Raw genomic sequence first — 13,847 nt, 5'->3', positions numbered from 1 at the left:
CGAGTCGTCCGCCGCTCCCCCCTTGGGGGTGCCGCGCGCTCAGCCCGCCGGTCGCAGCACCGCCTGGACCAGGTGCGGGCCGGGCTCGGTCAGCGCCGTCCGCAGCTGCCCGGCCAGCTCCTCGGCGGTCTCGGCACGGGTGGCCGGCACGCCCATCCCCGTGGCGAGGGAGACGAAGTCCAGCGTGGGACCGCCGAGGTCGAGCAGCTGCCCGGCGCGCTCTCCCCCGCCGGTGGCGCCGACCCGGGACAGCTCGCCCTGCAGGATCGCGTAGGAGGCGTTGTCGTAGAGGACGACGGTGACGTCGAGCTGCTCGCGGGCCATCGTCCACAGCGCCTGCACGGTGTACATCGCGCTGCCGTCGGCCTGCAGGACCAGCACCGGCCGGTCGGGGCAGGCCACCGCCGCGCCGACGGCCATCGGCAGGCCGTCGCCGATCGCCCCGCCGGTCAGCGCCAGCCAGTCGTGCCGCGGCGCGCCGGAGGTCAGCTCGGCGAGGCCGACGCCGGAGGTGATCGCCTCGTCGACGACGACCGCCCGCTCGGGCAGCACCGCCCCGACCACCGCCGACACCGCCCTCGGGGTCAGGCGCCCGGTGGGCAGCTCCGGGCGGGAGGCCTCGAGCAGCTCCGGCTCGGCGCCGGCGGCCACCTTGCCGGCGAGCTCCTCGAGCGCGGCGACACCGTCCTCCCCCGGTGCCGACAGCACGTGCACGGTGCAGTCGTCGGGCACCGGCGTCCCCGGGACGCCCGGGTAACCGAAGAAGTGCACCGGCGAGGTGGCGCCGGCCAGCACCAGGTGCCGGGTGCCGGCGAGCGCCGTGATCGCCACCTCCGGCGGGTAGGGCAGCTTGCCGACGTCGGGCAGGCCCGCGCCGCGCACCATCCGCGCGGGGAACGTCTCGGCCAGGAGCCGGACGCCGGCGCCGGCGGCGACCCGGCCGGCGGCGAGCAGCCCGGCCTCCGCGGCCACGACGTCGCCGCCGAGCAGCAGCACGGTCGGCTCGCCGGACCCCAGCACCGCGGCCACGTCCGACACCACCGCGGTGGGCACCTGCGGCCGGGGGCGCGGCGGCACCGGGTCGGCGACCGCGGCGCCCTCGGACCACGACACGTCGGCGGGCAGCACCAGCGTGGCGATCTGCCCGCGCGCGGCCGCGGCGACGGCCTCGGCGGCGTCGGCGGCGAGGTCCTCCGGGGTCAGCGACCGGCGCACCCAGCCCGACACCGTGCCGGCCACCGCGTCGATGTCGCTCTCCAGCGGGGCGTCGAGCCGCTTGTGCGAGCGGGCGTGGTCGCCGACGACGTTGACCATCGGCGTGCGGCCGCGGCGGGCGTTGTGCAGGTTGGCCAGCCCGTTGCCCATGCCCGGCCCGAGGTGCAGCAGGGTCGCGGCGGGGCGGCCGGTCATCCGGGCCCAGCCGTCGGCCGCGCCGGTGGCGACCCCCTCGAACAGGGTGAGCACGCCGCGCATCCCCGGCACGTCGTCGAGCGCGGCGACGAAGTGCATCTCGGAGGTGCCGGGGTTGGCGAAGCAGACGTCGACGCCGGCGTCGACGAGCGTGCGGATGAGGGCCTGGGCGCCGTTCACCGGGAGACGTGCACCTCGTTCACCTCGTAGTGCGTCATGGTGGCGCCGCCGCTGGCGAAGGTGCGGAGGTCGGCCGCGCTGGCCTTGCCGGCCTCGGAGGCGAACGCCGCGCCCATCGCCTGCTCGGAGTCGAAGTCGAGGTGGGCCACGAAGTAGGGCGCGGACTGGCGCGGGTCGAGCGCCTGGGGCTTGCCGGTGGTGAACCGGACGAGGCCGGGCATCTGCACGGTCAGCGGGATGTGCGTGTCGCGGTAGTGGGCGTCGAACTCCGCCGGGTCCTCGGGCTGTCCGTAGCTGACGACGAGCCTGTGCACCATCTGCGCCACCTCCGCGGTCGGCCCGGGCACCGCTGCGCCGGGACTCCCCTCACCCTGGCAGGCCCGCCCGACGGGCCGCGACCGGGGCCCGGCGGGTCAGAAGGTGAGGACCAGCCGGCCGCGCACCCCGCCGCGGGCCAGGACGCGGTGCGCCTCGGGCGCCTCCTCGGGCGCGAAGGTGCGGGCCACCCGCAGCGTCACCGCGCCGGACTCCACCTGCTCGCGCAGCCGGTCGAGCGCGGCGCCGTTCTCGGCGTAGTCCCGCACCCGCGTCGGGAACACCTCGACCCGGCCCGACCCGTCGCCGCGGTAGCCGCGGACGGTGGCCACCTTCCCGCCGTCGCGGACCGCGGGCAGCACGAGCGCGTCCTGCACCGACCCGTCGGCCAGCCCGTCGACGCCGTCGGGGAACGCGGCGCGGATCCGCGCGGCGACGTCGTCCCCGCGCCGGACGACGACGTCGGCACCGAGCTCGCGCACCAGCTGCTCGTCGGCCTCGGACGCGTCGGCGACGACGGTGTGCCCGTCGGCCCTGGCCAGCTGGACGACGTAGCCGCCGAAGGCACCGGCCGCGCCGGTCACCGCGACCACCGAGCCGGGCGGCAGCGCCATGTGGTCGAGCGCCAGCCGCGCGGTGAGCCCGTTCATCGGCAGCGTGGACGCGGCGACGGCGTCGGCCCCCGCGGGCACCCGGGCCACCGACCCGGCCGGCAGCACGAGGTCCTCGCGGTAGCCGCCGTGCGCGCCGGTGGGGACGACGATCGCCATCACCGCGTCCCCCACGGCCACGCGGTCGACGCCGTTCCCGACCTCGACGACCTCGCCGGCGGCGTCCATGCCGGGCACCCAGGGCGGCGTCGTCACCGGGTCGCGCCCGGCGTAGGCGCCCTCGCGCAGGTGGGTGTCGGTGGGGCTGACCGCCGCCGCGCGCACCCTCAGCCGCACCTGCCCGGGCCCGAGGGGCTCGTCCGGGACGTCGACGACGGCGAGGGCCTCGGGCCCGCCGAACTCGGTCACTCCCACGGCTCGCACGCCTGCGAACCTACGACCGCCATCGGTGACCCGCCGCTCACAGCCGACCGGCAGCCGTCGCACCGGGGCGGCCCAGCTCCTCCCCCGATCGTGGCCTCCATGCCACCGCCCCTCCCGCTCGGCGCGCACGACCGCGCCGGTGCCGCCGGCCGGGGACGGCCCGTCCTCGACGTCGTCGTCCCGGTGCACGACGAGGAGACCGACCTCGAGCCGTGCCTGCGCCGCCTGCACGCCCACCTGACCGAGTCCCTGCCCTGGTCCTTCCGCATCACGGTCGCGGAGAACGCCAGCACCGACCGCACCCTGGAGGTGGCGCACCGGGTCGCCGCGGAGCTGCCCGGCATCGAGGTGCTCGCGCTGCCCGAGGCCGGCCGCGGCCGGGCGCTGCGCACCGCCTGGCTGCGCTCGGACGCGCCGGTCCTCGTCTACACCGACGTCGACCTCTCCACCGACCTCGGCGCCCTGCTGCCGCTGGTCGCCCCGCTCGTCAGCGGCCACTCCGACCTGGCCATCGGCACCCGCCTGGCGCGCTCGTCACGGGTGGTCCGCGGCCTGAAGCGCGAGGTGGTCTCCCGCGGCTACAACCTGCTGCTGCGGCGCACGCTGGCCACCTCGCTGTCCGACGCGCAGTGCGGCTTCAAGGCCATCCGGGCCGACGTCGCCGCCGAGCTGCTGCCCCTGGTCGAGGACACCGGCTGGTTCTTCGACACCGAGCTGCTCGTGCTCGCCGAGCGCGCCGGGCTGCGCATCCACGAGGTGCCCGTCGACTGGGTCGACGACCCCGACAGCCGGGTCGACGTCGTGGCGACGGCACGGGCCGACCTGGCCGGCATCGCCCGGATGCTGCGCGCGCTGGCCACCGGCCGGCTGCCGCTGGCGCAGCTGCGCGACTCGATCGGCCGCGGGCCGCTGCCCGACGAGCTGCCCGGTCTCCCCGGGTCGCTGGCCGGCCAGCTGGTCCGCTTCGCCGTGGTCGGTGTGCTGTCGACGGCGGCCTACCTGCTGCTGTTCGTACTGCTGCGCGGCGCCGTGGCCGCCCAGCCGGCCAACCTGGTGGCGCTGCTGGTGACCGCGGTGGCCAACACCGCGGCCAACCGGCGGGTCACCTTCGGCATCCGCGGCCGCCTCGACGCCGGACGCCACCAGCTGCAGGGCCTGGTGGTGTTCGCCCTGGCCCTCGCCCTGACCAGCGGCTCGCTGGGCCTGCTGCACCTGGCCGACCCGACGCCGGCCCGCGCCGTCGAGCTCACCGTGCTGGTCGCCGCCAACGCCGCGGCCACCCTGCTGCGCTTCGTGCTGCTGCGCGGCTGGGTGTTCCGCCCCTCCCCCACCCCCGTGGCGGCGACCGCCACGGCCGACCTCCCCGAGCCGGTGACCGCCCGATGACCGCCACCGTGCCGGCACCCCCGGTGCCCGCCGCTCCCCCGCCCGCCTCGTCCCCTCCACGCACCGGCCGGGCCGCCCGGCTGCTGCGCGGGCCCGCCGCCGACCCGCGCTGGGTGCGCCCGGCGCTGCTGGGTCTGCTGGCCGCCACCGGCGTCCTCTACCTGTGGGACCTGTCGGCCTCGGGCTGGGCCAACGCCTTCTACGCCGCGGCCGCCCAGGCCGGCTCGCAGAGCTGGGAGGCGTTCTTCTACGGCTCCTCCGACGCGGCCAACTCGATCACCGTGGACAAGCCCCCGGCGTCGCTGTGGGTGATGGCGCTGTCGGTGCGGCTGTTCGGGCTGAGCTCGTGGTCGCTGCTGGTGCCGCAGGCGCTCATGGGCGTGGCCACCGTCGGGCTGGTGTACCTGGCGGTGCGCCGGGTGGCCGGCCCCGGCACCGGACTGCTGGCCGGTGCCGCGACGGCGCTGACCCCGGTCGCCGCGCTGATGTTCCGCTTCGACAACCCCGACGCGCTGCTCGTGCTGCTGATGACCGCGGCCGCGTACGTGCTCACCCGGTCGCTGGAGCGCGCCTCCACCCGCGGGCTGGTCGGCGTCGGCGTCCTGCTCGGGTTGGCGTTCCTCACCAAGACCCTGCAGGCGGTGCTCGTCGTCCCCGGCTTCGCGCTGGTCTGGCTGGTGTGCGCGCCGACCCCGCTGCGCCGCCGCGTGCGGCAACTGCTCGCCGCCGGTGCCGCCATGGTGGTCGCCGGCGGGTGGTGGGTCGCGGTCGTCGAACTGGTGCCCGCGGCGTGGCGCCCGTACGTCGGGGGCTCGCAGACGAACTCGGTGTGGGAGCTGATCTGGGGCTACAACGGCCTGGGCCGGCTGACCGGCGAGGAGACCGGCAGCGTCGGCGGCGGGGCCGGCGGCGGCTGGGGCGAGACCGGCCTGCTGCGGCTGTTCGGCGCCGAGGTCGGCGGGCAGGTCGCGTGGCTGCTGCCCGCCGCGCTGGCGCTGCTCGTCGCCGGGCTGGTCGCCGTCGGCCGGGCCCCACGCACGGACCCGCGCCGGGCGGCGCTGCTCACCTGGGGCACCTGGCTCGGCGTCACCGGGCTGACCTTCAGCCTGATGGCCGGCATCTTCCACGCCTACTACACCGTGGCCCTCGCCCCGGCGATCGCCGCCCTGGTCGCCATCGGCGGCGCGCTGCTCTGGCAGCGCCGCGACCGGGTCGGGGCGCGGCTGGTCCTCGCGCTCGTGCTGGCCGGCACCGCGCTGTGGGCGTGGGTGCTGCTGGGCCGCTCGGCGGACTTCCTGCCGTGGCTGCGCTGGGCGGTCCTGGCGGCGGGCCTGGCCGCGGCGCTCGGGCTGGTCGTCGTCCACCGGCTGGGCCGTGCCGTGGCCGCCGTCGTCCTCGCCGCCGGCCTGCTGGCCGGCGTCGCCGGGCCGGCCGCCTACGCGGTGCAGACCGCCGCGACCGCGCACACCGGCTCCATCCCGAGCGCGGGCCCGACCGTCGCCGGCGCCGGGTTCGGTGGTCCCGGCGGCGCCGTGCTCGGCCGCCCGCCGGCCGGTGCGGGGGGCGGCGCCCCGGGCGGGCTCGCCCCGGGGGCGGCGCCGGGCAACACGGCGGTCCCGGTGGGTCCGCGGGGCGGTGCCGGCGGCGGGATGGGCGGGCTGCTCGAGGCCTCCGACGTCGGCGAGGAGCTGGTCGCGGCGCTCACCGAGGACGCCGACGGGTACACCTGGGCGGCCGCCGCGGTGGGCTCCAACAACGCCGCGGGGTACCAGCTGGCCACCGGGCTGCCGGTGATGGCGATCGGCGGGTTCAACGGCAGCGACCCCTCTCCCACGCTCGAGCAGTTCCAGCGCCACGTCGCCGACGGCGAGATCCACTGGTTCGTCGGCCACGGGATGGGGATGGCCGGCGACGGCGGCAGCTCGGCGTCGGCCGAGATCGCCGCGTGGGTGGCCGAGAACTTCACCGCCCAGAGGATCGACGGCGTGACCGTCTACGACCTGAGCCGGCCGGCGGGGTGAACCGGGCGCAGTCGTGCTCTGCCCCGTCCGGCGGGGCAGAGCACGACCCGCCTCGGGCGGACCCGGCGGCCGGGGCGCTCAGCGCTGCAGGCCGTACTCCTTGAGCAGGCCGCGGCTGATGATCGTCTTCTGGATCTCGCTGGTGCCCTCGCCGATGAGCAGGAACGGCGCCTCGCGCATGAGCCGCTCGATCTCGTACTCCTTGGAGTAGCCGTAGCCGCCGTGGATGCGGAAGGACTGGGTGGTCACCTCGGCGCAGTACTCGCTGGCCAGCAGCTTGGCCATGCCGGCCTCGACGTCGTTGCGCTTGCCGGCGTCCTTCAGCCGCGCGGCGTTGACCATCATCAGGTGGGCGGCCTCGACCTTGGTGGCCATCTCGGCGAGCTGGAAGGCGATCGCCTGGTGCTGGGCGATCGGCCTGCCGAAGGTCTCCCGCTGCTGGGCGTACTCGACGGCCAGCTCGAAGGCGCGGATGGAGATGCCGCAGGCGCGGGCGGCGACGTTGACCCGGCCGACCTCGACGCCGTCCATCATCTGCGCGAAGCCGCGGCCGGGCTCCCCGCCCAGGATCGCGTCGGCGCCGGTGCGGTAGCCGTCGAACACCAGCTCGGTGGTGTCGACGCCCTTGTAGCCCATCTTGTCGATCTTGCCGGGGATGGTCAGGCCCGGGGCGACGGTGCCGAAGCCGGCGGGCTTCTCGACGAGGAACGTCGTCAGGTTCTGGTGGGCCTTGTCCGCGCCCAGCTCGGTGCGCACCAGCGCGGCGACCAGGGTGGACGAGCCGCCGTTGGTCAGCCACATCTTCTGGCCGTCGATGACGTACTCGTCGCCGTCCCGGACCGCCTTGGTGCGGATGCCGGCGACGTCGGAGCCCAGCCCCGGCTCGGACATCGAGAAGGCGCCCCGGACCTCGCCGGTGGCCATGCGCGGGAGGAAGTGCTCCTTCTGCGCCTGCGTGCCGTGCTGGCGGATCATGTAGGCGACGATGAAGTGGGTGTTGATGACGCCGGAGACGCTCATCCAGCCCCGGGCGATCTCCTCGACGACCAGCGCGTAGGTGAGCAGCGACTCGCCCAGCCCGCCGTACTCCTCGGGGATCATCAGCCCGAAGATGCCCAGCTCCTTGAGCCCCTCGACGATCTCCGTCGGGTAGGCGTCGGCGTGCTCGAGCTCCTGGGCGTGCGGGATGATCTCCTTGTCCACGAAACTGCGGACCGTCGCCAGGATCTCCTGCTGGATGTCGGTCAGGTCGGCGGTCTGCGCCAGTCGGGCCACGTCTGCTCCTCCGGGACTCCGGTGTCCGTGTTACCGGCGAGTATGGGCCACCGGTCCGGGCGGGTCGCCGTGTCCGTGCTCACGCGCCCTCGCCGCGGCGTCGCGCCGTCTACGGTGCCGCTGGCAGCAGCGAGGAGGACACCGTGAGCAGCAGTCAGGACCCGTCGGGACCGGCACCGGGCTGGCCGCCCTACCGGCGGCCGACCAACACGATGGCGATCCTCGCGCTGGTCCTCGCCTTCGTCGCCGCGCCGGTGGGCCTGGTGCTCGGCATCGTGGCCCGCCGGCAGATCCGCGAGACCGGCGAGGAGGGCGACGGCCTGGCGCTGGCCGGGATCGTCGTCGGCGGCATCGGCACCGCCCTGGCCGCGCTGGGCATCGTCGTCGCGATCGTCGCCCTCGCCACCGTCAGCGCGTCCTTCGCCCCCTGACCACCGGCTCACACGAGGCGGACCTATGCCTCGGGCGGGGTGAACGACGAGGTGCGGCCCATCCCCGCGGCGCGGCCCTTGCCGGCGACGACCAGCGCCATCTTGCGGCTGGCCTCGTCGATCATCTCGTCGCCGAGCATGGCCGAGCCCTTCTTCCCGCCGGCCTCGGACGTGTACCAGTCGTAGGCGTCGAGGATGAGCTCGGCGTGGTCGTAGTCCTCCTGCGACGGCGCGTAGATCTCGTTGGCGGCGTCGATCTGGCCCGGGTGCAGCACCCACTTGCCGTCGAAGCCGAGCACGGCCGAGCGCTTGGCGACCTCGCGGAAGGCGTCGACGTCGCGCACCTGCAGGAACGGGCCGTCGATGGCCTGCACGCCGCGGGCGCGGGCGGCCATGAGGATCTGCATGAGGATGTAGTGGAACGGGTCGCCCGGGTAGTCCGGGTGCAGGGCGCCGACCACCAGCGACTTCATGTTGATGCTGGCCATGAAGTCGGCCGGGCCGAAGATGATCGTCTCGATCCGCGGGCTGGCGAAGGCGATGTCGTTGACGTTGATCAGGCCCTGCGCGGTCTCGATCTGCGCCTCGATGCCGATCCGCCCGACCTGCAGGCCGTTGGCCTTCTCGACCTGGGTCAGCAGCAGGTCCAGCGCGGCGACCTGGGAGGCGTCGGCGACCTTCGGCAGCATGATGCAGTCGAGCTCGGCGCCGGCGCCCTCGACCACCTCGACGACGTCGCGGTAGGTCCACTCCGTCGTCCAGTCGTTCACCCGGACCGTGCGGATCCTCTCACCCCAGCCCCCCTCGTTGAGCGCCGCGACGATGTTCTTGCGGGCCCCCGGCTTCGCCAGCGGTGCGCAGGCGTCCTCGAGGTCGAGGAACACCTGGTCGGCCGGCAACCCCTTGGCCTTCTCCAGGAAGCGCGGGTTGCTGCCCGGCACGGCGAGGTTGGAACGGCGGGATCGGAGCTCGGCCACGGTGCCTCCGCTGACTGGGTCGATGACGGGCTACCGGAGGGTAACGACGCTCAGGTGACCGGCTCGACCGGCGTCGGCGGCCGGCTCGCCCGCACCACCAGCGCCACCCCGGCGACGACGGCGGCCAGCCCGGGCAGCGCCAGCAGCGGCGGGGTCTGCCCGAGCAGCACCAGCGCCACCAGCAGCGCCCCCGGCACCTCGAGCAGCACGGCCAGCCCGACGACGGTCGGCCCCACGCTGGAGAGCACCAGGTTGAGCAGCGTGTGCCCGAACAGCTGCGCGCAGACGGTGATCGCCGCGATCAGCCACCAGTCGCGGGCGCTGAACCCGGCCAGCGGCGTCGAGGTGATCAGTGCCGCGACCGCCAGGGTGAGCGCGCAGGTGGAGTAGCAGACGACCGAGTAGGCCGACGTCGCCAGCCGGGCGCGGGCGCGGGCGCCGGCCAGCATGTAACCGCCGGCGCAGATCGCGCCCAGCAGGGCCAGCCCGTCGCCGGCCAGCGCCGCCACGCTCACCGTCACGTCGACCCCGGCGATCAGCGCGACGCCGACCACCGCGAGCACCAGCCCCCACCACACCGCGGCGGGCAGCCGGACGCCGGACACCCGCGCGGCCAGCGCCGTCCAGATCGGCGTGGTGGTGACCAGCGCGGTGGAGGCCGCGACGCTGGTCAGCGACAGACTGGGCAGCCAGGCGGCGAAGTGGGCGGCGAGGAACAGGCCCGCGACCACCGAGCTGCCCAGCTGCCGCGGCCGCAGCCCGGTGAGGGTGGCGCGCTCGCGGCCGAGCAGCACCGGCACCAGCAGCGCGGCGCCGGCGGCGTTGCGCCAGAACGCGATGGCCAGGAAGGACGTCGCCACCAGCGCGGTCAGCGGCCCGGAGAAGGAGACGCCGACGACGGCGACCGCCATGAGGGCGACGTCGCGGCCGCCCGGGCGGTGCACCGCCCACGGGGAGGGAGCCGCCGTCGCCTGGCCGCTCACGGGACCCGGATGCGCCCGGACGCCACCGGCACCACCGCGCCGGCCACCGTGGCCGCGGTGGCCCGCCCGCCCTCGGCGGTGACGGTGCACGCGAGCACCGAGGGCCGGCCCATCGCCTCGCCCTGGCGCACCGTGTACGCCGTCGTCCCCTCCGGCGCGACCAGCCCGGCGGCGGTCAGCCACACCCCGGTGCCGAGCGCGGCCGACCCGGTGGCGGGGTCCTCGCCCCAGCGCAGGTCGCGGGCGAAGACGCGGGCGCGGGCGGTCGAGGTCGCGGCGTCCCAGGACAGCACCGACACGCCCTCGCCCACCGCGAACCGGTCGAGGGCGGCGGGGTCGGGTGCGGCGCGGTCGACGACGTCCGGGGACACCGCGAGGAAGGCGAACGGCAGGCCGCAGCCGGCCACCGACGCGGGCAGGCCCACGACGTCGGCCGCGGCGAGGCCGAGCGCCCGCGCCAGCCCGGCCGGGTCGGGACCGTCCTCGAGGGTGGCCCGGCCGCCGGTGAGCGTCGCGCCGTCCTCGGTGACCTCGATCGGCAGCACGCCCGCGCCGCACTCCTGGTGCAGCGTGCCCGCCGGGAGCCGGCCGGTGCGCACCAGCGTGTGCGCCGCGCCCACGCTGGGGTGCCCGGCGAAGGGCAGCTCGGCGTAGGGGGTGAAGATCCGCACCCGGTACGAGGCGCCGGGCTCGGTCGGCGCGCAGAGGAACGACGTCTCCGACAGGGCGAACTCGTTGGCCAGCGCCTGGCACTGCTCGCCGGTCAGCTCGTCGGCGTCGAACACGACGGCGAGCGGGTTGCCGGCGAAGGCTCGCGGCGCGAAGACGTCGACGACCTCGAACTCCACGGAGGCGGGGGCGGCCACACCACCGACGGTAGCCTCAGCCCGTGACGACGGTGACCAGGGCGTACGTCTCCCGGCTCGCCGGACTGCCCGTCTTCGACCCCAACGGCGACCGCGTGGGCCGCGTGCGCGACGTCGTCGTGGCGCTGCGGGTGGGCACCGCCACCCCCCGAGTGCTGGGACTGGTCGTGGAGGTCGTCGCCCGCCGCCGGATCTTCGTGCCGATGGGCCGGGTGACCAGCATCGACCCGGGTGCGGTGGTGCTCGGTTCGGGCACGCTCAACCTCAAGCGGTTCGAGCAGCGGCGCGGGGAGACCCTGGTGCTCGGCGAGCTGCTCGACCGCACGGTCACCATCCGCGAGAACGGCAGGCGCGGCAGCGTCGTCGACGCCGGGATCGAGCAGACCCGCACCGGTGACTGGCAGGTCACCCGCCTCGCCGTCCAGGAGCCGGGCCGGATCGGCCGGCGGGGACAGCTGCACCAGCTGGCGTGGGCCGAGGTGTCGGGCCTGTCGCTGCCCGAGACCGGCCAGGGCGCCGAGACGCTCATCGCCACCTACCGGGAGCTCAACGCCGCCGACCTGGCGCACGCGCTGCAGGACCTGCCGATCAAGCGGCGGCACGAGGTGGCCGAGGCCCTCGACGACGAGCGGCTGGCCGACGTCCTCGGCGAGCTGCCCGAGGCCGAGCAGATCACCATCCTCGGCACGCTGGAGGAGGCGCGGGCCGCCGACGTCCTCGAGGAGATGGACCCCGACGACGCCGCCGACCTGCTCGCGGAGCTGTCCAACGTCGACCGCAACCGGCTGCTCGAGCTCATGGAGCCCGACGAGGCCGAGCCGGTGCGCCAGCTGCTGCAGTACACCGAGGACACCGCCGGCGGCCTGATGACCAGCGAGCCGGTGATCCTCACCCCGGACGCCACCATCGCCGAGGCCCTCGCCCGGGTGCGCGAGCCCGAGCTCACCCCCGCGCTGGCCAGCCAGGTCTACGTCTGCCGGCCGCCCTCGGCCACGCCCACCGGGCGCTACCTCGGCCTGGCGCACATCCAGCGGCTGCTCCGCGAGCCCCCCTCCTCGCTCGTCAGCGGTGTCCTCGACGACCTCGAGCCGCTGCACCCGGACACGCCGCTCGCGGAGGTCACCCACTACTTCGCCACCTACAACCTGGTGGCCGCCCCGGTGGTCGACGAGCAGGGCCGGCTGGTCGGCGCGGTGAGCGTCGACGACGTCCTGGACCACCTGCTGCCCGAGGACTGGCGCGAGCGGGCCCGCCGTGGCTGACGGCCGCCGGCTCGACGTCCCCCGCGGCTCGCCCCGCGGCCTCGGCAGCTACCTGCGGCTGGACCCCGACGCCGTCGGCCGGTTCGCCGAGGGCATCGCCCGCTTCCTGGGCACCGGCCGCTTCCTCGCCGTCCAGACGATCGTCGTGGTGGTCTGGATCGCGCTCAACGTCTTCGCCGTCCAGCTGCGCTGGGACCCCTACCCCTTCATCCTGCTCAACCTGGCGTTCTCCACCCAGGCCGCCTACGCCGCGCCGCTGATCCTGCTGGCGCAGAACCGGCAGGCCGACCGCGACCGGGTGCAGGCGGAGGAGGACCGGGCCCGCGCCGCGCAGACCCGCGCCGACACCGAGTACGTGGCCCGCGAGCTGGCCGCCCTGCGGGTGGCGATCGGTGAGCTCGCCACCCGCGACTTCATCCGTGGCGAGCTCACCCGGCTGGCCGGCGACGAGGCGGAGGAGGCCGAGAAGCGGGAGCGCAAGCGCCGCAAGGCCGAGCGCGCCGAGCGGGAGCGGCGCGAGTCCGTCAGCTGAGGAAGGACCTCCCTCAGCTCGCCAGCCGGGCCGCGGCGCGGTCGAGCCGGCGCGTGACCGGGCGCACCGCGGTGGCGGCGGCCAGGCCCTGGACCGGCAGGTCGACGTAGACGCTCTCCGCCGCGGCCACCTGGAAGGTCTCGTGCCAGATGCCGACGGCGCCCGGGGCGCGGCGGGCGCGCCGGTTGAAGGCCGTCCACGCGGGCCGGTGCCGGGCACCGGGATCGGTGGCGTAGCGGTAGACGTCCTCCACGCTGCGCCAGTACTGGACCAGCACCGTCCCCCGCCAGCTCAGGGTCATCCGGTAGCCGAGGAAGCCCGAGTCGGGGTCGGCGGCCAGCTCACGCAGCATCGGGCCCATCGCGGCCAGCACCGGCAGCCAGGCGTCGGGCCGGTGCAGCGCGTTGACGCGCATCCCGATGAGGAAGACCGCCAGGTCCCCCTCGTGGTGGTGGGTGGCGCGTCCGCGGAGGGTGCGGGCCATGACGTCCTCCTGATTGGATAGTGGCGGTGCCCAATATTGGGCAGTAGAGGTATCCAACGTCAAGGGGGATGCGTGCAGATCTCCGAGCTGGCCCGGCGGACCGGCGTCCCGGTCGCGACGGTGAAGTACTACCTGCGGGAGGGCCTGCTGCCCGCCGGCGAGCTGACCGGCGCCACCCGCGCCCGCTACGACGAGACGCACGTCGAGCGGTTGCGTCTCGTCCGGGCGCTGCTCGGACCCGGCGGGCTGTCGGTGGCCACGGCGCGCACCGTGCTGGCCGCCGTCGACGCGCCGGGCACCGCGGTGCACGAGGCGCTGGGCGCCGCGCACCGGGCACTGCCCGGCGTGGGCCCCGGCGACCCGCCCGACCTCGACCGGGCCCACGCCGTGCTCGACCGCCGGGGCTGGCGGGTGGCGGCGGACTCCCCCGCCCTGCGCGCGCTCGCCGCCGCGCTGGCCGCCCTCGACGCCGCCGGCCAGCCGCCCGGTGACGACCTGCTCGACCGCTACGCCGAGGCCGCGGGCCGGATCGGCGAGCAGGACGTGGCCGACGTGCCGACCGGCTCGCTGCAGGAGGCGGTGCGCTTCGTCGTCGTCCACACCGTGCTGCTCGAGCCGGTGCTGCTGGCACTGCGCCGGCTGGCCCAGGAGGACGCCTCGGGCCGCCGCTTCTGCGGCGGCTGCTGACCGG

General features: G+C 75.7%; 14 protein-coding genes. 6 read left to right on the top strand and 8 right to left on the bottom strand.

Translation table 11 applies throughout. The features are described 5' to 3' along the window. Nucleotides 1–39: 39 nt before the first annotated feature. The 3 genes from LY71_RS03740 to LY71_RS03730 all read right to left on the bottom strand — a co-directional run bounded on the left by LY71_RS03740 (nt 40) and on the right by LY71_RS03730 (nt 2,939). The gene (locus tag LY71_RS03740) at nt 40–1,590 is read right to left on the bottom strand and encodes an acetolactate synthase large subunit (protein ID WP_106275623.1); all 1,551 of its coding nucleotides are present in this window, start codon (nt 1,588–1,590) and stop codon (nt 40–42) included. After that, nucleotides 1,587–1,907, bottom strand: a complete 321-nt coding sequence (locus LY71_RS03735; RefSeq protein WP_106275885.1) for an EthD family reductase — start codon at nt 1,905–1,907, stop codon at nt 1,587–1,589. Before LY71_RS03735 ends, LY71_RS03740 begins: the two co-directional genes overlap by 4 nt. A 96-nt stretch (nt 1,908–2,003) precedes the next feature. Further along, on the bottom strand, nt 2,004–2,939 hold the full coding sequence (locus LY71_RS03730) for an NADP-dependent oxidoreductase (RefSeq protein WP_106275622.1): 936 nt from the start codon (nt 2,937–2,939) through the stop codon (nt 2,004–2,006). A gap of 99 nt (nt 2,940–3,038) precedes the next feature. On the opposite strand from LY71_RS03730, the gene LY71_RS03725 reads away from it, so the two are divergent. Together LY71_RS03725 and LY71_RS03720 are read left to right on the top strand one after the other, a co-directional pair. Further along, nucleotides 3,039–4,325: a bifunctional glycosyltransferase family 2/GtrA family protein gene (locus LY71_RS03725; protein ID WP_106275884.1), complete on the top strand. Its 1,287-nt coding sequence runs from the start codon at nt 3,039–3,041 to the stop codon at nt 4,323–4,325. Further along, nucleotides 4,322–6,346 carry an ArnT family glycosyltransferase gene (locus LY71_RS03720; RefSeq protein ID WP_106275621.1) on the top strand — a complete coding sequence of 675 codons (2,025 nt, stop codon included), beginning with the start codon at nt 4,322–4,324 and terminating at the stop codon, nt 6,344–6,346. Before LY71_RS03725 ends, LY71_RS03720 begins: the two co-directional genes overlap by 4 nt. 78 nt (nt 6,347–6,424) lie before the next feature. On the opposite strand, the gene LY71_RS03715 is transcribed toward LY71_RS03720, so the two are convergent. Further along, nucleotides 6,425–7,621, bottom strand: a complete 1,197-nt coding sequence (locus LY71_RS03715; RefSeq protein ID WP_106275620.1) for an acyl-CoA dehydrogenase family protein — start codon at nt 7,619–7,621, stop codon at nt 6,425–6,427. A gap of 143 nt (nt 7,622–7,764) precedes the next feature. Between LY71_RS03715 and LY71_RS03710 the strand changes: the two genes are divergently transcribed. Continuing rightward, a complete protein-coding gene (locus LY71_RS03710) occupies nt 7,765–8,052 on the top strand; it encodes a DUF4190 domain-containing protein (protein WP_245887645.1) in 288 nt (95 codons plus the stop codon). A gap of 23 nt (nt 8,053–8,075) precedes the next feature. On the opposite strand, the gene LY71_RS03705 is transcribed toward LY71_RS03710, so the two are convergent. The 3 genes from LY71_RS03705 to LY71_RS03695 are packed head-to-tail and all read right to left on the bottom strand — an operon-like array spanning nt 8,076 to nt 10,878. Continuing rightward, entirely contained in the window at nt 8,076–9,029 is a 954-nt protein-coding gene (locus LY71_RS03705) for an HpcH/HpaI aldolase/citrate lyase family protein (protein WP_106275619.1), read from the bottom strand. A 50-nt stretch (nt 9,030–9,079) separates the two neighbouring features. Beyond that, the gene (locus tag LY71_RS03700; protein WP_245887644.1) at nt 9,080–10,012 is read right to left on the bottom strand and encodes a DMT family transporter; all 933 of its coding nucleotides are present in this window, start codon (nt 10,010–10,012) and stop codon (nt 9,080–9,082) included. Then, nucleotides 10,009–10,878 (bottom strand): PhzF family phenazine biosynthesis protein, encoded by an 870-nt coding sequence (locus LY71_RS03695; RefSeq protein ID WP_106275618.1) that lies wholly within the window; start codon nt 10,876–10,878, stop codon nt 10,009–10,011. Before LY71_RS03695 ends, LY71_RS03700 begins: the two co-directional genes overlap by 4 nt. A gap of 23 nt (nt 10,879–10,901) precedes the next feature. Between LY71_RS03695 and LY71_RS03690 the strand changes: the two genes are divergently transcribed. Together LY71_RS03690 and LY71_RS03685 are read left to right on the top strand one after the other, a co-directional pair. After that, on the top strand, nt 10,902–12,140 hold the full coding sequence (locus LY71_RS03690; RefSeq protein ID WP_106275617.1) for a magnesium transporter MgtE N-terminal domain-containing protein: 1,239 nt from the start codon (nt 10,902–10,904) through the stop codon (nt 12,138–12,140). Continuing rightward, on the top strand, nt 12,133–12,672 hold the full coding sequence (locus LY71_RS03685; RefSeq protein WP_106275616.1) for a DUF1003 domain-containing protein: 540 nt from the start codon (nt 12,133–12,135) through the stop codon (nt 12,670–12,672). The genes LY71_RS03690 and LY71_RS03685 overlap by 8 nt, the downstream gene beginning before the upstream one ends. 13 nt (nt 12,673–12,685) lie before the next feature. Here the strand turns inward: LY71_RS03685 and LY71_RS03680 are convergent, their stop codons facing one another. Beyond that, on the bottom strand, nt 12,686–13,156 hold the full coding sequence (locus LY71_RS03680) for a DUF4188 domain-containing protein (protein WP_106275615.1): 471 nt from the start codon (nt 13,154–13,156) through the stop codon (nt 12,686–12,688). Nucleotides 13,157–13,228: 72 nt separating this feature from the next. Between LY71_RS03680 and LY71_RS03675 the strand changes: the two genes are divergently transcribed. After that, nucleotides 13,229–13,843 (top strand): MerR family transcriptional regulator, encoded by a 615-nt coding sequence (locus LY71_RS03675; RefSeq protein ID WP_106275614.1) that lies wholly within the window; start codon nt 13,229–13,231, stop codon nt 13,841–13,843. Nucleotides 13,844–13,847: the final 4 nt, after the last annotated feature.

This window comes from Geodermatophilus tzadiensis (genome assembly GCF_003002915.1).
Classification (GTDB): Bacteria; Actinomycetota; Actinomycetes; order Mycobacteriales; family Geodermatophilaceae; genus Geodermatophilus; species Geodermatophilus tzadiensis.
The sequence above is the reverse complement of the archived record's forward strand: the minus strand, read 5'-3'. Positions and strand labels throughout refer to the sequence as shown.

Coding starts and splice junctions, on each gene's coding strand:
- LY71_RS03735 (WP_106275885.1), bottom strand. CDS start 1,907: ATGGTGCACAGGCTCGTCGTCAGCTACGGACAGCCCGAGGACCCGGCG.
- LY71_RS03725 (WP_106275884.1), top strand. CDS start 3,039: ATGCCACCGCCCCTCCCGCTCGGCGCGCACGACCGCGCCGGTGCCGCC.
- LY71_RS03720 (WP_106275621.1), top strand. CDS start 4,322: ATGACCGCCACCGTGCCGGCACCCCCGGTGCCCGCCGCTCCCCCGCCC.
- LY71_RS03680 (WP_106275615.1), bottom strand. CDS start 13,156: ATGGCCCGCACCCTCCGCGGACGCGCCACCCACCACCACGAGGGGGAC.